The organism is Bradyrhizobium sp. CSS354 (genome assembly GCF_029051725.1).
In the GTDB taxonomy this organism is placed as follows: Bacteria; Pseudomonadota; Alphaproteobacteria; order Rhizobiales; family Xanthobacteraceae; genus Bradyrhizobium.
Genome location: NZ_JAACFU010000046.1, coordinates 1 through 16,222 on the forward strand (window position 1 = coordinate 1; position 16,222 = coordinate 16,222).

A 16,222-nucleotide genomic window follows, 5' to 3' on the forward strand; every position below is an offset into this window, starting at 1 on the left:
GATGCCGGCTGAACTGTTTGGCATGGGCGTAGCGGCCCGCCATCATCGCGGCGGCCTTGGCCACACGAGAATAGGATTGCCGCAGCCTGACGGCGTGCCTTCTCGCCAGGCGGTTGAGCCCCTTGATAGCCGCATGAAGCAGCTTGGCATCGGTCGGAAAGGTGATGGCCTTCGGCTGCACCGTGGTGTCGACGGTGACGCGCTTGAGGTCCTGGCCGCGTAACGCGCCGGCCTCGTGCGCCACCCGCAGGCTCTCCGCCAGCAGCAGCTCCAACTTGTCGCCGAGCCGCTTGCGCCAATGGCTCAGGTCCGAGCGCTCGTGCGGGAAGGCATGCTGAAAGAACTCTTGCCCAGTGAAGAATTGGAAATACGGGTCGTGAACCCAGCGCTCGCAAACGCCCTCATCGGACAGCCCGTAAGTGTGCTTGAGCAACAGCAGCCCGATCATGAACCGGGTCTCGATCCCGGGCCGGCCATTCTCGCTGTAGAGCGGCGCGACCTCGCTGTCGATCCAGTCCCAATCGATCTTGCCAGCGAGCTGAACCAGCTCGTGCTTCATGTTGATGATCTGGTCCAGCCGCGCCCGGAACAGATCGTTCGATCCCGCCGTCCTGTGCTTCTTCGGTCGCATCGGCCCCTCCGATGCACCACAGAATCATGGTCCGCAGCGAAAGGGAATCCACAAACGAAAATTGCAAGGTTTGGGGGCCTCAAGCCCCCAATCCCTGCAATCTCAAATGCCCCCCCAACCGGAAAACTGACTCCTGCTCAATCGCTTAGAGCCTTGTTCACGGACGACTACCAAATTCCGGGGCGTCGCCAAACCAGGTCGACAGAGCGTCGGGCCGATTCGGTATAGACCGTTCATTCCCCGACCTCTCAACAAGGCTTCATCATTTGACGGCTCCCCCTGTCATTCCTTCAACGAACCACTTCTGAGCGACGAGGAAGGCGACGACAAGGGGAAGAATGACGATTGTGGCGGCGGCCATGAGGGGCCCGTAGTCGTTCCCTGCCTCCTCGTTCGCGAAGGCAATAATCCCGAGCGGTGGCGGCATCAGGCTCTCCGAACGAACCGCGATGAGCGGCCAGAAGAGGTCGTTCCAACGGCCAACGACGGAGAAGATCGAGAAAGCAATCACCGCCGGGAGCGCCATCGGCACCATCAACTTCCAAACGATGCCCAGTTCCGAGAGCCCATCGAGGCGGCCGGCGTGGACCACGTCGTCGGGAATGGTCTTGAACACCTGGCGGAAGAGGAAGATGCCAAACGGCGAGACCACGAAGGGAAAGATGAGCGCTGCATAAGTGTTGAGGATGCCGAGTTCATAGCAGAGCACGAAAAGTGGCAGCGAGAGCACCTGGTGCGGCAGAAGGAGCCCGATCAATACGAGACCAAAGATCAGATCACGGCCGGGAAAGCGCAGTTTGGCGAGAGCATAGGCGCAGGGAGCGCAGATTAGGATTTGGAGTGTCAATATTGCGGCGCAGACCAGTACGCCATTGCCCATGTAGCGCGGAAGCGGCGCGGAGGTTAACGCTTTTCTGTAGTTCTGCACTGCGTACCATTGCTGGGGGAGAAACGCGAAGTGTTCACGAAATATCTCACCCGGCGGTTTCATGGAAAGGCTAATCATCCAGACGAAGGGGGTGAGGATGAGGGCTGCCGTGATCAGTAATACGGCGTGGCGCAATATGGCGGCCTGAGGCGAGAGGCGAGCGCTCATTGATAGTGCACCCTCTTGTCCATGACGCGGGCTTGAATGAGCGTTAGTGCCACAACGATGACGAGGAATACGACCGCGACGGCCGCGCCGTAGCCGGTGCGCAAATATTCGAAGCTCTCGCGGTAGAGCGTGTAGAGCAGTACATCCGAGGCGTGGCCCGGCCCGCCCTTGGTCAACACCTTGACGGTGTCGAAGGCCTCGAAAGCGCGGAGCGCCACAACGATGACGACGAACATCAATACTGGACCGAGCATTGGCAAGGTGACGGTGCGGAAGCGATCGAGCCAGAGGTCAGCACCGTCGATCTCGGCGGCATCGTAGAGGTCGCGGGGGATCGATTTGAGGCCGGCGAGAAAGAGAACCATAGCGAAGCCGAGGTTCTGCCAGATGCCGATGATTGCAAGCACCGGCAAGGCGGTCACCTCGTCGCGCAACCAGTTGGCTGTGGGCAAGCCCAGCGCAGAGAAAGTCTGGTTGACGAGGCCGATGGTAGGATGGAGCAGCGCCTCCCATGCGATCGCCATAGCAGCCAGCGTCGCCATGAATGGCAGAAAGTGAATGGCGCGGTAAAAAGCGCGCAGCGACCGTCCGCTCTCGATTAGCATTGCAATGGCAAGGCCGAGGATCACGGTGCCGGGCACCACAATCAGGACATAGATGACGGTGTTGAGGAGCGAGGCTCGAAATCCGTCATCGCCGAATACCTCGCGAAAGTTCGCGATTCCAACGAAGGCGAAGGTGTGCGCGCCGAACTGCCAGTCGGTTAGCGCGATAACGAAGACCGCGATCACAGGTACGAAGAACAGCAGGAAAAGCAGCAGGACCGCCGGGCCCGCGAGGGCGTAGGCAGCCATCCCCTCGGCAAGGCGCTGCCGACGCAAAGGCACCTGAGCGGCGCGCGCTGGCGCGTCCACCGATTGAGTTGGACCGAGCGCATTCACAGGGCGAACTGCCGGATTGGGGTGACCTTGGGTGTCTCCGCCGACCCGCTGGACCGAAGCCTCTTGCCGTCCTGGCCAAAGACCAGGATGCGGTCGGGATTCACCGACAAATGCAGCGTTTGGCCGAGCGCAATCTGGGACGCTCGCTCGGCGGCGAGCCGGGCGATAAGCGGATGATCGAGGCCGGCGAGGTCGAGATGGACGAATAGGTCGGAACCCATGTGCTCAATGAGCCGGACCGCCCCGGTCAGGGTATTGACGCCTGCGCCCTCGGAAAGGTGGAAGGCTTCCGAACGGATGCCAAGGGCGAGTGCCGTACCAGGCGGCGCATCGGAGAGGATCTTGAAGCTGATGCCCAGCGCATCGGCCAAGCCCCGCTCGCGCACAATCGCGTCGAGAAGGTTGATCTTGGGGCTTCCGACGAATTCGGCCACGCGGCGGTCGTCGGGGTCAGCATAGATATCTTGGGGTGGAGCGACCTGGATCAACTCGCCATCGAGCATCACTGCGACTCGATCAGATAGCGTCATCGCCTCGGCCTGGTCGTGAGTGACGTAGACGAAGGTGACGCCTAGACGACGATGGAGGTCCTTGATCTCGGCGCGCATCTGGACCCGGAGCTTGGCATCCAGATTACTGAGCGGCTCGTCCATCAAAAAGACGGCAGGATGGCGGACCATCGCGCGACCCACGGCGACGCGCTGGCGTTGTCCGCCGGAGAGCTGGCCGGGCTTTCGGGAAAGCAGATGGCCGATGCCCAGCGCCTTTGCGGTGCGGGCGACTTCTGCGTCGATTTCGACCGACACTTGCCGGGCGCCCGGCATGAGCCTTCCCAGGATCGGAAGCCTTTGCCAGAACTTCAATCGCCGCATGCGAAGCGGCAGGGCCATGTTGGCAGCCACGGTCATATGGGGATAAAGCGCGTAGGACTGGAACACCATGGCGATATCACGGAGCTTCGGCCGCAAGCCGTCAACTAGACCCTCTCCGATCCTCACGGAGCCGCTGTCCTGCACTTCCAGCCCCGCCAAAATCCTGAGGAGCGTCGACTTACCGCACCCCGAGGGCCCCAACAGCGTCAGGAACTCTCCATGGTCGATCGCAAGCGAAATACCCCGAAGGACCGGCGTTGGGCCAAAGGATTTGGTGATGTGATGAAGGTGGATGTCACTCATGGGCCACTTTCTGTCCAGGCCGGCCCTCATCGTGCCGGGCACCTTGCTCAGGCATTCTGGCCATCGCTACCCGGTCTTGATGAAACTGCACTGACAGAATAGGTACGACCGCGCCATTCATACCTATCCTAGGGATCGCTTAGCACATCCAGGCTTATTCAACGGGCCGCCACGCCGTATTCGACCGCACTTGGGCAATGCGATACCAAGATGACAAAGGTGCACGATTCTGCACCCAGCTTCCTGATAGCACCTTGCAATCGAGACAGCGGACTGGAGATCTTGGCAACCCTAGATGACAGTCAGATAGCTTGTCGGCAGCTCGCGAGAATGAATTCCTCTCGTCAGCGTCGAACGCAGGAGAATTTGCTCAGAGGACGATTTTGGGAAACAGCGACGAGCTTCCGAAGAATGATTGATCGCCCTTCGCACCCGTAATGGCGCCGAAGCAAACAGATAATTCAATGCTTCGGCAAGAGCTTTTGGACATCGCGGACCATGTCGACGAGCGCTCCGTCCGGCGTCTGTTTCAGCGTAACGACACTTTGCAGGTGATCTCGAATCACGGCGGTGATGCGGGACCCGTTGTCGCCGGGTTAGACGTTCACGCTTTTTATCCGGGCGAGCCCGGCAAGGCCAGCAAGGGCGTTGGGCTTCGATTTGTAATAGTCGCCAAGGTATTTCGGGTCCTTGACCGCAATCGTGTTGACCGGCGTCAATCCGGTCTTCGATACCATCAGCGTTTGCGCCTCCGCGCCGAGAGCGAATTTCAGGTATTCCCACGCCGCTCGCTGAATCGCGAGTCATGATCGCCAGTCCGCTCCCACCCGAAGGCATCCTGCCGTCGGCAGCCGAGTGCGGGAACGGACCGGTGCGGATGTCGCGCGTAGATCCAAGGTTGGCGGTCAATTGTTCCAGGCGCGAACTGGATGCGACATAAATGCCGATTTTGCCCGAGGCAAAGGCTTGGCGCGCCTGTTCGGTGGTCATGTCGACCATGCCAGTCTCACCGAAGCGGTGCATCAACTGCAAGGCGGCCTGGCCGGCAGCGCCGTCGAAGGCGATCTTTCCGTCGGGTGTGAACACGTCGCCACCATGGCTATATACAAGCGCGTGGAACGACCAATTGTAACTGTCGGGATAATACTCAAAGAAAATCGGAACAAGTGCAGGGATTGATGTGTGGATGTTGTCGGCGAGCGACAGGATATCGTCCCAAGATAGATCCAAGTTTGAGAGATTCGGACGCACCTTACGAATGACGTCCATGTTGTAGTAAACAATGCTCGTCGATACTGATTCCGGAAGGGCGATCGTCTTGCCTTTCCATTGCGTCGCGGCGAGCGCCTCTGGCCTCACACCGACCGCGGCCCATAGCGGGTCAGCGGCGAGAAAGCTGTCGAGTGGTACGAGCAGCCCTCGCTCGGCGAGGACCGGCATATCCGGATAGCAAAGCGAGGCAACGACGTCTGGCAGATCGCCGGTAACCGCCGCCCTCAGGAGTTGCTGCAACAGGGCCGGGCAGTCGGCGGCGTTGGCTTCCGTGACGATTCGTATCCCGGGGTTCTGTTGCATGAACCGCTCCACAATCGGCTGGCGGAAGAGGCCGTCGCGGGCCGGAAAGGCGTAGCCCACCCGCAGTGTGACCGGATCGGCATGGGCTGCGGTCACCCCGATGAGCGCGCCAGCGATGGCCGATATTACCCAAGCAATCGTTTTCATCATGACAACCCTGCCTTGAAGCGATGGCGGATCTGCCGGCGCCGAATTAGGTGCCCGGACCGGCATTGCGCCCGACATGCTACGACTAAGCGGGCCAGATGAAGCTGAATTGACAGAATTGGAATTACATCGCCACTTGTACCTTCGGAAAGAACCATCCGGGGCCCCTACTTCTCATTCACGTTGGCGATGAAACTGAAGCGGCCTGGTCGAACGTTGATTGGGACAGCGCCTCTCGATTGAGGACATTGTACAAGTCCATCAAAGTCACACGATTTGTCATCGCGCTGTCTCTCATCGCCCCTTTGACTGCTGATAGAACTCAAGCAGGTTTTAATGCAAGAAGAGGCGTTCCTCTGATGGGTCAATCGAACGGTACGCTAAGTCAAGTTCCACAAGCCATTCTTCAATCCAGCGAACTTGTCCTGACCAACGCCAAGATCGTGACTCGGTCGACCTGTTTCAAAGGAACGGTCCAGATCGTTGACGGCGCGATAGCTGATATTTCGACAGACAATAGCAAGGCGCGGGGCGCTCTCGACTTTGAAGGCGATCATCTGCTGCCCGGCTTGATTGACGTCCATACCGACCACCTCGAAAAGCAGATCCTCCCGCGCGCCGGCATGACTTGGGACCCCTTGGGTGCTGCGATTGCTCATGACGTTCAGGTCTGCGCGGCTGGGACCACAACGGTGTTCGATTCCCTGATCGTTGGGGCGGTGGGCAACCCGGAGCGACGGCGCCTGCTGCCTCTGATGCTCAAGGGGCTTGGGGAGGCGCGCCGTCACGGCCTGCTGAGGGCTGATCACCTGCTTCACCTGCGCTGCGACGCCCGCGAGCACGATCTCATTGAACTTTTCCTTGAATATGCCGACCAACCCGAACTTCGATTCGTGACCATCATGGATGACGGGCCGCGGCGGGACCCGAAGCGCTTCCGCCATCTAGAACGTCGCAAAAATACGCCGGCGGGGGAGATCGAGGCCGCGATTGCCGCCGTCGCGACCACACAGGACTGCACGGAAGAAAATCGGCGCCGCCTCGTCGCACATTGTCGCGCCCGCGGTGTACCTTTCGCTAGCCACGACGACACCACTGTTGCCCATATCACGGAAGCGGTCGGATACGGTCTCGCCATCTCCGAATTTCCAATTACTCTGGAGGCGGCGAAAGCCGCCCGCACCGAGGGCATGACGATCATCGTTGGGGGACCGAACCTCGTCGCCGGGCGCTCACATATTGGGAACGTCTCGGTGCGGGAGCTCGCGCAGAACGGCCTCATTGACATCATCTGCTCAGATTACATCCCTGCCAGCATTCTGTGCGGCATTTGGTACTTAGCGAGCCAATCCGGGGGGCTAACGCTTCCTGAGGCCGTTGCACTCGGAAGCCAGCGGCCAGCGGAAACCTTCGGCCTTCTCGATCGCGGCGAGATCGCTGTGGGCAAGCGCGCCGACCTCATCCGCGTAGCCGACCGAGCCGGTCCTGTCGTCCGAGGGGTCTGGACGGCCGGACGTCAGGTACTGTGAGCTGGTCAGAGACACATGAAAATCTCAGTGACGCAAAACCAATATAGCCGGCAAAACTGGATGACCTTGCTTGCCAAAGCACCGGTTGCAGAACTGGACCGGCACTGGGCGGCGATCGCTCGGCCAAAATTCCAGTGGATACGGCGTCCCGAACATGGCGCAGCGATGCTGCGGGGGGCGGTTGGGCGCACCGGCACTGTGTTCAATCTCGGCGAGGCGACTGTGACGCGCTGTACGCTCCAGATCGAGACTGGCGAGATTGGCATTGCCTATGTGCTCGGCCGTAACAAGCGCCACGCAGCACTCGCCGCCGTGTTTGACGGACTGATGCAGCGTGACCAAGCTACCGGGGCGGGTGCGATCGGCCCGATCCTTGCCGCGATCGATCGCTGCGTACGCCAAGCAGAGCGGGCGACCCGACGCGAGGCCCAACGGAGCAAGGTCGATTTCTTCATGCTGGGCCAGGGAGAAATGGCACATGACGGCTGATCTGATCCCGCCTGCATTCCGCGATCCCGTTCACGATGCGCAGTCAGCTTTCCGCCGACTCTTGAAAGCGCTGTCGCGGCCCGGAACACCGGTTTCGTTTCCCGGCCCCGCCCAGCCGCCTCAGCCGATGAGCGGGCCGCTTGCCGCTATCGCGCTGACGCTCATCGACCCCGATTGTTCGATTTGGCTCGACCCGGCGCTCTCGCGGGATTCGGTGCGGCGCTATCTCCATTTCCATACAAACGCGCCGCAAGTCAGTGATCCAAGAGCCGCCACCTGCGCGCTGATCGGCGATGTTGGCCGGATGCCGGGATTCGGCAGCTTCCATCCGGGTGTGGCCACCTATCCTGACCGGTCGACGACGCTTCTGCTGCAAGTGCCTTCGCTCGCCGGCGGGCCTGTCGTGCGTCTTTCCGGGCCTGGAATCGAGACGACGACCAGCTTCGCGCCTCGTGGCCTGCCGGACTGGTTTTGGCCGTCCTGGCGCGAGAATGCCGCTCGCTATCCGCTCGGCGTCGACATCTTCCTCACCGACGACCTCGCGGTTGTCGGCCTCCCGCGCTCCACCAAAGCCGAGGAACCATGATCACCTCGATCAAGGGTGGCGAAGCCGCCATCGCTGCTTCGCACCGTCTCCTCGCCAAGCGCCGCCGTGGCAATCCGGCGATTGCCGACCTCGGCATCGACCAGATCCGCGAGCAATTGTCACTCGCCGTCGACCGAGTGATGAGCGAGGGCTCGCTCTATGACCCGGACTTGGCGGCGCTGGCCATCAAGCAGTCCGAGGGCGACCTCACCGAGGCGGTCTACCTGTTGCGCGCTTTCCGGACCACGCTCACCCGGTTCGCCTACGCCGAACCGGTCGACCCCGCGGCGATGGTGGTACGCCGACGCATCGCGACAACCCACAAGGATGTGCCGGGCGGCCAACTGCTCGGGCCGACTTATGACTATACCCAGCGGATCCTCGATATCGCTCTTTTGCGAGCAAGCAGCGACGATCTTTCCGATCTCGCCGGCGAAGGTGAAAGTCGGTGTGAAAGGGAAGCCGAAGACGACGCTGCAGAGCGGGGACCCCATTCAGCCGCGCACGCCTTGACAAAAGATTGCGGCGTCCTCGCGCTGGCCGATATCGTCGAGGACGCCCGCCCTGACGGGCAGTCGAAGGTTGCCGACATCACCCGCGATCCGGTGGAGTTTCCCTCCACACGGGACCAGCGGCTGCAGAGCTTGGCCCGTGGGGATGAGGGGTTCCTGATGGGCCTCTGCTATTCGACGATGCGCGGCTATGGGCGTAACCATCCGTTCGTTGCCGAACTACGCTCCGGTGACGTTGGGATTGTCCTGACTATTCCTGAGCTCAACATACCTGTTGGCATTGGGACGATCTGCCTTACCGAATGTCAAACCGTGCATCTGACGACCAGCGACGGTGCGCTGCCGCCTCGTTACACGCGCGGTTACGGCCTCGTCTTTGGCCATAGTGAACGCAAAGCGCTCTCGATGGCCATCCTCGACAGGTCGCTGCGGTCCGCCGAACTGGACGAGACGGCTACTTACCCGGGACAAGACGACGAATTTGTCCTGTCTCATTGCGATAGCGTGGCGGCATCCGGGTTGGTGCAGCACCTCAAGCTGCCCCACTACGTCGATTTCCAAGCCGAGATGCAGCTGCTCGGCCAGATGCGCGCGGACTATGCGGAACGACATGCAAACCCCAGTCCAAAACCCACTCCCGGGCCAGATATGATCACGGAGGCACTCGGTGGAGACTGACTTCACATTCGACGACAGCGGCGTCTACAGTTTTGCTTATCTCGACGAGATGACGAAGCGAATGATTCGGCGTGCGATCCTGAAGGCGGTGGCCGTGCCGGGCTACCAAGTGCCGTTCGGCAGCCGTGAAATGCCACTTCCTCCGGGGTGGGGCACTGGCGGACTCCAGGTTACCGCGAGCATTCTTGGCCGGGACGATGTGCTAAAGGTAATTGATCAAGGCGCGGACGACACCACCAACGCCGTCTCGATTCGCCGCTTCTTCGCCCATGTCGCCGATGTTGCTACGACCGAGCGTACTGGGGACGCAACGGTGATTCAGACGCGTCATCGCATTCCTGAGCGGCCGCTTACTGAGGACCAGATCATCGTCTTCCAGGTGCCGCAGCCCGAAGCGTTGCGGAGATTCATTCCGCATGAGGCGGTCGCGAGGAAACTCCACGCTTTCGGCCGCTACGGCATTATGTATGTTCGGCTGTATGAAGATATTTCTCGGCTTGGCCACGTAGCGATGTCGGCTGATTACCCGGTTATGGTGAATGGACGCTATCTCGCCTCGCCATCGCCGATCCCGAAATTCGACAATCCGAAGCTTCACCGCAGCCGCGCGCTGGCCCTCTTCGGCGCGGGCCGGGAGCGGCGTATCCATGCCATCCCACCTTTCACGGATGTCAAAAGTCTCGATTTTGCTGACCATCCTTTCACAGTGCAACACTTCGAGGCGTGCTGCTCACTTTGCGGCGCGCAGGACAGCTATCTCGACGAGATTCTCCTCGATGATCGCGGCACCCGGGCCTTTGTTTGCTCGGACACCGCCTATTGCGCCGAGCGGCGCGACGAAAGGACCGCATCATGAAACCGAAGGTGAGGGAAATTCTTCGGGTGAAGCACCTGTCCAAGACCTTTGGGCGCGTTCCGGCTTGCAGCGCGGTATCGTTCTCGCTGCGTCAGGGCGAGGTTCTCGGCATTGTCGGAGAGAGCGGCTCGGGCAAGTCGACGCTGCTGCGCTGTCTTGCCGGCCGCATCGAGCCGGATGATGGCAATGTGCTGATTGCCTCCGATGACCACGTCGTCGATCTCTGGGAGATGGACGAAGCCTCGCGCGAGCAATTCCTGCCAACGACGATTTCACTCATTCACCAGAACCCGCGCGACGGATTGCGCATTGATATCAGCGCCGGCGGCAATATCGCAGAGCCTCTGATGGCCGCTGGCAGCCGCCACTACGGCTCCTTACGCGCGACGGCACTGGAATGGCTTGAGAAGGTCGATATCGAGGGTCGGCGCATCGACGACCTGCCCGAAATCTTCTCCGGCGGCATGCAGCAGCGGCTGCAGATCGCGCGGGGACTCGCTACCCACCCTCGCCTCGTGCTGATGGACGAGCCGACCGGTGGTCTCGATGTCTCAGTTCAGGCAAAGCTCCTTGACCTGCTGCGCAGCCTTGTCCGCGAACTTGGCATCGCCCTCATTGTCGTCACCCACGACATCGGCGTTGCGCGTCTGCTCGCCGATCGGTTGATGGTGATGCAGTGCGGTCGAGTGATCGAGCAGGGGCTCACCGACCAAGTGCTCGATGATCCTCACCACCCATATACGCAACTGCTCGTCTCCTCGATCCTGCAGGTCTAAGGAAAGGCTGGTCATGACCATCCTCATCAGCGTCGGCGGCCTTTCCAAGACCTTCACGCTCCATACTCAGGGCGGCGCAGAGATCGCCGTCTTCGACGACATCTCACTCGAGGTCCGTGCGGGAGAGTGCGTCTGCCTACACGGCCCCTCCGGGGCGGGCAAGTCGACGTTGCTGCGCTCGCTGTATGCCAATTACAAGCCGGACGCCGGGCACGTCGTCGTGCAACACGGAGGCGACTCTATCGACCTCGTCAGCGCCGAGCCATGGGAAGTGGTCGAGGTGCGGCGTCGCACGATCGGCTATGTCAGCCAATTCCTACGCGTCATCCCCCGCGTTGCCACCACCGACATCGTCACCGAGCCGGCGATCGCCATTGGTATTCCAGCAGATGAAGCACATGCCAAGGCGAAGGCGCTACTTGCGCGCCTCAACATCCCCAAGCGACTCTGGTCGCTGGCGCCAGCCACCTTCTCGGGGGGCGAACAGCAGCGCGTCAACATCGCACGAGGCTTCATGGTCAACTACCCGGTCCTGCTTCTCGATGAGCCGACAGCCTCGCTCGACGCCGCCAACCGCCAGAGCGTCGTCGAGCTGATCAACGAGGCTAAGGCGCGCGGGGCTGCCATTGTCGGCATTTTTCATGACGAGGAAGTGCGCGACGCTGTGGCCGATCGCCTGTTCAAAGTGGGCCAGTCCGTTCGTAAGTCTCAGCGCAATATGACAGCAGCGGAACCTGTCGCATAATGCCCGAACCGTCCGCGCCCCGCTACGCGATCTACTACACGCCGGCTCCGGAACACCCGCTGACGGTAGCGGCGAGAACGAGGCTAGGGCGCGACGCCTTTGCGGGATGCTCGCCCGTGGCGTCGGCTGGAATCGAGGCCGCTATTACGAACCAAATTCGCGGTGCTCTTACCACTGCGCCCCGCCGCTCCGACTTGCCCGCGACGCTCAAGGCGCCGTTCCGGCTGAAGGAGGGTGGGGATTCCGTCGAGGAATTGGAGCGAGTGCTCCGCGCGTTCGTGACAGCTTGGCCTTCTTGCCCGATCGGTCCTCTGAAAATCGATCTGCTGGGCGGCTTCTTTGCGCTGGTTCCTGCTAATCCGACTCTCGCTTTGCAGGGCCTTGCCTCGTGTATCGTCGAAGAGTTCGACCGTTTTCGCGCGCCGCTGAGCCACGGCGAGTTTCAACGGTGTTTATGCAGTCCGCTCAACGAGGTCGAGACGACCCATCTTCTGCGATGGGGCTACCCGTACGTTTTCGATCACTTCCGCTTCCACATGACCCTGACCGATTTCGTTCTCGCCGAGATCCAGCCTGAAGTGCGGCGGGAGTTGGCTACGGTTCTTCGGGACCTTGCTCTGCGAAGACTACAGCATCAATGCTCTTTCCCTCTTTGTTCAGATACATTCGGGCGCCGACTTTGTCGTCCGGTCGCAATCTACCTTGAGGAGCCGCAGCCTACTCAAGGAGGCAATATAAGATCATGACCTCCGCTCGCGGGCACATGGTTCTCGTCGCTGGTCTCAGTGGGGCGGGCAAGGACAACCGCCTCATTGCCTTTCATGCGCTGGATGGCAAAGCTCGCTCGCTCCTTGGGAAGCGGCTCCCTCTTGCGGCCTCGCCACCCTCAACGACTTCCATAGTCGAGGAGCCACTCGTGTTGGCGAAACTGGCGCGGGCGCCTGAGGCGAAGCTCTCCTGCATTGCCCGGTTGCTTGCTCGGCGACGCGCCTGACGGGTGCGGCGACAGCGCTGGCCGCCGCACGGCCCGCGCTGGACCGACCGGCCGAGGCGAGGCTGTAGGGGGAGGACACGCCTCCCCCCATCGCCGCACCACCACGCGCGGCAGCCGCCATCGCTCCCCTTCCAGCGAGAGCGAGCGAAGCGCTGCCCGCCATCGCCGCGCCGGCGACGGCGAGGCTAGTTCCGACAGCAGCGCCCGCGCCAAGCTGCGGCGTGCCGGAGAACAGACCGTTAGCGATGCTGGGCGCCGGGGCCGAGCATGGCGTGTGCGGCGAGCAAGACAGAAGCGCCTGCTCGATCGTCGGCTGACCAACGTCGGCGTCATCGACACCTTCCTCAACACCTTCACGACATATATCGGTTCAGGCTTCGGCCTGATCCAAGGCGAGATCACTTCTCTCGCCTCGACGCTGATCGTCATCGACATCACCTTGGCCGGCCGTTCTGGGCGTGGGGCGCCGACGAAGGCATCCTCCAGCGGCTGGTGAAGAAGACGCTCTACATCGGATTCTTCGCCCTCGACACTCTCTCGGGCGTCATCTTCGATAGCTTCGCCGGCCTTGGCCTGAAGGCCGGCGGCTCCTCTATCTCGACAGCCGATTTCCTGGGGCCCGGCCGGCTCGCGCAGGTCGGTCTCGACGCGCGGCACCCACTGCTGGACGCCGCAAGCCAGATGATGGGCTTCACCAGCTTCTTTGCAGTTGCGGTCCTGATGGTGTCCTGGCTCCTGGTCCTGATCGCCTTCTTCATTCTGGCGGTGCCTTCGGCATCGGCACCGGACTGTCTCGCAGTTCACCACCACCTATGGCGGCGGCCATCGTTATCTCCCTCCGCAGCGTTCGCTCTCGACGGTGTGGCTGGCGCGGCCTGTTGCGGCACGGGCGCCGGCCTGCCTAACAAGCGCGCGCGGTTCTCCTCCCAGACCGCCTGGCAATGCGGATCTTCGGCATCCTGGGGCCAAGCGCGCGGCAGCGGTGCAGCTAGGCCGAGAGATCGTCGGGCGTGGAGACAGCAGGAGCGTCGGATCTAGGTTGTGGCGCGGGACGGCGATGGATGGCGGACACCCCTTCCGCCAGTCAAGGCTAAAAACCCAATAGATTCAGCATCTAGCCAATTTGAAACACCACTTCCGACTAACCATTTGCAACCTAGACAGAACAAAACAAGAACGTTATATTGCGGATTGCAGATGGAAACACGACATGGAGCAAGGTGTATGCTAGCAGCGAATCTACTCGAAGCTGTGCAGGGGAATACACCGTTGACCAACAACAAATTTTTCGATGAACAACTTGATCAGTCCGACACGAAAGCGCGGATCATCCAAAAGTATTTCTACGCATGGGCGAAGGTGATCACGCCTACCGCGAAACAGATGATCGACAAGAAGATTGCTTATATCGACCTGTACGCAGGGCCGGGGCGTTACAAGGATGGAGCTGCATCTACACCTTTGTTGATACTAGAGCATGCCATCAACGATCCTAACCTGAGTCCAATGCTCGTCACTCTGTTCAACGATAGCGATCCGAACCATAGTTCCAGTTTACAAAAGGAAATCGACGCGCTGCCCGGTATCGAAAAGCTGAAATTCAAACCCAGCGTCCAATGTAACGCAGTCGGTGAAGACGCAGAAAAGTTCTTTGCCGAAACAAGTCTCATCCCGTCGTTCACATTCGTCGATCCTTGGGGATACAAGGGTCTGTCGCTTAAAATCGTGAACGGAGTTATCAAGGACTGGGGCTGCGACTGTGTTTTCTTCTTCAATTATGGTCGCATCAATGCCGGGCTTTCTAACGAACTCGTAAAAAAGCATATGGACGCGCTATTTGGCGCTGAGCGTGTCGATGATCTGCGAAAGAAGCTGGATGGCAAAACGCCGGAGCAGCGTGTAGGCCTGATTCTCGAAGAGTTGTCGCAAGCCATCAAAGATATGGGCGGGAAATTTGTTCTTCCGTTCCGCTTCAAACGCGGTGCGCGGATTTCACATTGCTTAATTTTCGTCTCGAAGGCCTTCAAAGGCTATGAAATCATGAAAGGGATTATGGCGAGCGAAAGTTCAACCGATGATCAAGGCGTGGCGTCCTTTACGTACTCGCCAGCCGACGCGTCAACGCCGCTACTATTTTCGCTATTGCAACCGTTCGACAAGCTATTAGAGGATTTGCCCAAGGTGTTTGCAGGCGAGACTTTAACGATGCGACAGATTTACGAACAACATTCCGTTGATACTCCGTACATCGACAAGAATTACAAAGAGGCTCTTAGACAGCTGGAGGCAGCAGAAATGATCACGGCTGATCCACCAGCAGCGAAGCGACCCAAACGGGCAGGTTCCGTCACCTTCGCAGACCACGTAAAGGTAACGTTCAAGTAGGGATTTCCGCTATGGCCACAAATTCACCGATCGAATGGACAGAAGCAACTTGGAATCCGGTGGCAGGGTGCACAATCCTGTCGCCGGGTTGCACCAATTGCTATGCGATGCGACTTGCTAGGCGATTGGAGGCCATGGGGCAACCAAAGTACGCGGGCACAACGCGCGTATCAGGTGGACGCGCCAAATGGAACGGCAAGATCGTTCTAGACGAAGCTGCCTTGAACATACCGCTGAAGTGGAAGACACCCAAAGTTATCTTCGTCAATTCAATGTCGGACTTGTTCCACGAGAACGTGCCGCTGGAATTCATCGGCAAGGTTTTCGATGTGATGCAACGTGCTCGACACCACACTTTTCAAATTTTGACCAAACGTGCAGAACGGCTCGCTAGCATTGCGAACCAGCTGCCCTGGCCGAATAACGTCTGGATGGGCGTAAGCGTCGAAAGCGACGAATATACCGATCGAATTGACCATCTGCGTTCGACACCGGCATTCATCAAGTTCTTGAGCTTAGAACCGTTGCTTGGTCCACTCGACAACTTGGATCTTGAGGGCATCGACTGGGCTATTGCGGGCGGCGAAAGCGGCCCCGCCGCGCGCCCGATGGACCCATATTGGGTGCGATCTATTCGGGATCAATGCTTAGAGGCGGGTGTTGCCTTCCACTTCAAGCAGTGGGGTGGAGTGCAAAAGAAGCAAACCGGTCGCGTCTTAGACGGGCGAACTTGGGATGAACTTCCAACCGCGAAGGCATCCGTGATTTTGGTTTAAACTAAGTTTTTCACGCCAAATGGTCAGTGGTGCTGGTGAGCGGTGAAAAATGTCGAACCGTTTCAACGCAGATTACGGATGACGTTTCCGTAGCTGCGGCCTACTCAGGCGAAGAACACTAGCTTGAGTTGGTCTGGTGAGTGCCCGCGACCGGTGAGCTATTTCTGATGAATCGCACTAATACTAGCTCCTTCTAGTCTATCCAGTCGTCCGTGAACAAGGTTCTAAGCGATTGAGCAGGAGTCTCTTTTTCGGATTCGAGTCGGTTTGAGATTGCAGGGAATGGGAGGTTGAAGCCGCCAAACCCTGCAATTTCGCTTTTGGATTCCCT

16 protein-coding genes and 1 pseudogene are annotated in these 16,222 nt (G+C 59.9%); 11 read left to right on the forward strand and 6 right to left on the reverse strand.

Going from position 1 to position 16,222, the window contains the following annotated elements; translation table 11 throughout:
* The 5 genes from GWG67_RS38045 to GWG67_RS38065 all read right to left on the reverse strand — a co-directional run.
* Positions 1–631: transposase (locus GWG67_RS38045; protein WP_275174776.1), on the reverse strand; the 631-nt coding region annotated here is incomplete at its 3' end.
* A 262-nt stretch (positions 632–893) separates the two neighbouring features.
* A complete protein-coding gene (locus GWG67_RS38050; RefSeq protein WP_275174777.1) occupies positions 894–1,727 on the reverse strand; it encodes a carbohydrate ABC transporter permease in 834 nt (277 codons plus the stop codon).
* Complete coding sequence (locus tag GWG67_RS38055; protein WP_275174778.1) at positions 1,724–2,581, reverse strand: carbohydrate ABC transporter permease; 858 nt, start codon at positions 2,579–2,581, stop codon at positions 1,724–1,726. Before GWG67_RS38055 ends, GWG67_RS38050 begins: the two co-directional genes overlap by 4 nt.
* An 83-nt stretch (positions 2,582–2,664) precedes the next feature.
* The gene (locus GWG67_RS38060) at positions 2,665–3,843 is read right to left on the reverse strand and encodes an ABC transporter ATP-binding protein (RefSeq protein ID WP_275174779.1); all 1,179 of its coding nucleotides are present in this window, start codon (positions 3,841–3,843) and stop codon (positions 2,665–2,667) included.
* Between the two features lie 291 nt (positions 3,844–4,134).
* Positions 4,135–5,568 (reverse strand): ABC transporter substrate-binding protein, encoded by a 1,434-nt coding sequence (locus GWG67_RS38065; protein ID WP_275174780.1) that lies wholly within the window; start codon positions 5,566–5,568, stop codon positions 4,135–4,137.
* Positions 5,569–5,813: 245 nt separating this feature from the next.
* On the opposite strand from GWG67_RS38065, the gene GWG67_RS38070 reads away from it, so the two are divergent.
* The 9 genes and pseudogenes from GWG67_RS38070 to GWG67_RS38110 all read left to right on the forward strand — a co-directional run.
* Positions 5,814–7,094 carry an alpha-D-ribose 1-methylphosphonate 5-triphosphate diphosphatase gene (locus tag GWG67_RS38070; protein ID WP_275174781.1) on the forward strand — a complete coding sequence of 427 codons (1,281 nt, stop codon included), beginning with the start codon at positions 5,814–5,816 and terminating at the stop codon, positions 7,092–7,094.
* A gap of 15 nt (positions 7,095–7,109) precedes the next feature.
* On the forward strand, positions 7,110–7,583 hold the full coding sequence (phnG, locus tag GWG67_RS38075; protein ID WP_275174783.1) for a phosphonate C-P lyase system protein PhnG: 474 nt from the start codon (positions 7,110–7,112) through the stop codon (positions 7,581–7,583).
* Positions 7,573–8,169, forward strand: coding sequence for a phosphonate C-P lyase system protein PhnH (phnH, locus tag GWG67_RS38080; protein ID WP_275174784.1), 597 nt, complete (start codon positions 7,573–7,575; stop codon positions 8,167–8,169). Before phnG ends, phnH begins: the two co-directional genes overlap by 11 nt.
* Complete coding sequence (locus GWG67_RS38085) at positions 8,166–9,359, forward strand: carbon-phosphorus lyase complex subunit PhnI (RefSeq protein ID WP_275174786.1); 1,194 nt, start codon at positions 8,166–8,168, stop codon at positions 9,357–9,359. The genes phnH and GWG67_RS38085 overlap by 4 nt, the downstream gene beginning before the upstream one ends.
* 49 nt (positions 9,360–9,408) lie before the next feature.
* Positions 9,409–10,215: an alpha-D-ribose 1-methylphosphonate 5-phosphate C-P-lyase PhnJ gene (locus tag GWG67_RS38090; RefSeq protein WP_275174791.1), complete on the forward strand. Its 807-nt coding sequence runs from the start codon at positions 9,409–9,411 to the stop codon at positions 10,213–10,215.
* Complete coding sequence (phnK, locus tag GWG67_RS38095; RefSeq protein WP_275174792.1) at positions 10,212–10,991, forward strand: phosphonate C-P lyase system protein PhnK; 780 nt, start codon at positions 10,212–10,214, stop codon at positions 10,989–10,991. Before GWG67_RS38090 ends, phnK begins: the two co-directional genes overlap by 4 nt.
* A gap of 13 nt (positions 10,992–11,004) precedes the next feature.
* The gene (gene phnL / locus GWG67_RS38100) at positions 11,005–11,736 is read left to right on the forward strand and encodes a phosphonate C-P lyase system protein PhnL (protein WP_275174787.1); all 732 of its coding nucleotides are present in this window, start codon (positions 11,005–11,007) and stop codon (positions 11,734–11,736) included.
* Positions 11,736–12,482: a DUF1045 domain-containing protein gene (locus tag GWG67_RS38105; RefSeq protein WP_275174788.1), complete on the forward strand. Its 747-nt coding sequence runs from the start codon at positions 11,736–11,738 to the stop codon at positions 12,480–12,482. Before phnL ends, GWG67_RS38105 begins: the two co-directional genes overlap by 1 nt.
* A gap of 561 nt (positions 12,483–13,043) precedes the next feature.
* Positions 13,044–13,498, forward strand: a pseudogene (locus tag GWG67_RS38110) (type IV secretion system protein); the annotation flags it as partial.
* A gap of 32 nt (positions 13,499–13,530) precedes the next feature.
* Here GWG67_RS38110 and GWG67_RS38115 read toward each other — a convergent pair.
* Positions 13,531–13,638, reverse strand: coding sequence for a hypothetical protein (locus GWG67_RS38115; RefSeq protein ID WP_275174793.1), 108 nt, complete (start codon positions 13,636–13,638; stop codon positions 13,531–13,533).
* Between the two features lie 361 nt (positions 13,639–13,999).
* Here GWG67_RS38115 and GWG67_RS38120 point away from each other — a divergent pair, with 361 nt between their 5' ends.
* Positions 14,000–15,115, forward strand: coding sequence for a three-Cys-motif partner protein TcmP (locus GWG67_RS38120; protein WP_275174789.1), 1,116 nt, complete (start codon positions 14,000–14,002; stop codon positions 15,113–15,115).
* Positions 15,116–15,126: 11 nt separating this feature from the next.
* Positions 15,127–15,891 carry a DUF5131 family protein gene (locus GWG67_RS38125; RefSeq protein WP_275174790.1) on the forward strand — a complete coding sequence of 255 codons (765 nt, stop codon included), beginning with the start codon at positions 15,127–15,129 and terminating at the stop codon, positions 15,889–15,891.
* Positions 15,892–16,222: the final 331 nt, after the last annotated feature.

What these genes read in the sequence shown, in the direction of transcription:
- GWG67_RS38050 (WP_275174777.1), bottom strand. Translation starts at nt 1,727, where the DNA reads ATGAGCGCTCGCCTCTCGCCTCAGGCCGCCATATTGCGCCACGCCGTA.
- phnG (WP_275174783.1), top strand. Translation starts at nt 7,110, where the DNA reads ATGAAAATCTCAGTGACGCAAAACCAATATAGCCGGCAAAACTGGATG.
- GWG67_RS38060 (WP_275174779.1), bottom strand. Translation starts at nt 3,843, where the DNA reads ATGAGTGACATCCACCTTCATCACATCACCAAATCCTTTGGCCCAACG.
- GWG67_RS38085 (WP_275174786.1), top strand. Translation starts at nt 8,166, where the DNA reads ATGATCACCTCGATCAAGGGTGGCGAAGCCGCCATCGCTGCTTCGCAC.
- GWG67_RS38125 (WP_275174790.1), top strand. Translation starts at nt 15,127, where the DNA reads ATGGCCACAAATTCACCGATCGAATGGACAGAAGCAACTTGGAATCCG.
- phnK (WP_275174792.1), top strand. Translation starts at nt 10,212, where the DNA reads ATGAAACCGAAGGTGAGGGAAATTCTTCGGGTGAAGCACCTGTCCAAG.
- GWG67_RS38090 (WP_275174791.1), top strand. Translation starts at nt 9,409, where the DNA reads ATGACGAAGCGAATGATTCGGCGTGCGATCCTGAAGGCGGTGGCCGTG.
- GWG67_RS38105 (WP_275174788.1), top strand. Translation starts at nt 11,736, where the DNA reads ATGCCCGAACCGTCCGCGCCCCGCTACGCGATCTACTACACGCCGGCT.
- GWG67_RS38055 (WP_275174778.1), bottom strand. Translation starts at nt 2,581, where the DNA reads ATGGCTGCCTACGCCCTCGCGGGCCCGGCGGTCCTGCTGCTTTTCCTG.
- phnH (WP_275174784.1), top strand. Translation starts at nt 7,573, where the DNA reads ATGACGGCTGATCTGATCCCGCCTGCATTCCGCGATCCCGTTCACGAT.
- GWG67_RS38065 (WP_275174780.1), bottom strand. Translation starts at nt 5,568, where the DNA reads ATGATGAAAACGATTGCTTGGGTAATATCGGCCATCGCTGGCGCGCTC.
- phnL (WP_275174787.1), top strand. Translation starts at nt 11,005, where the DNA reads ATGACCATCCTCATCAGCGTCGGCGGCCTTTCCAAGACCTTCACGCTC.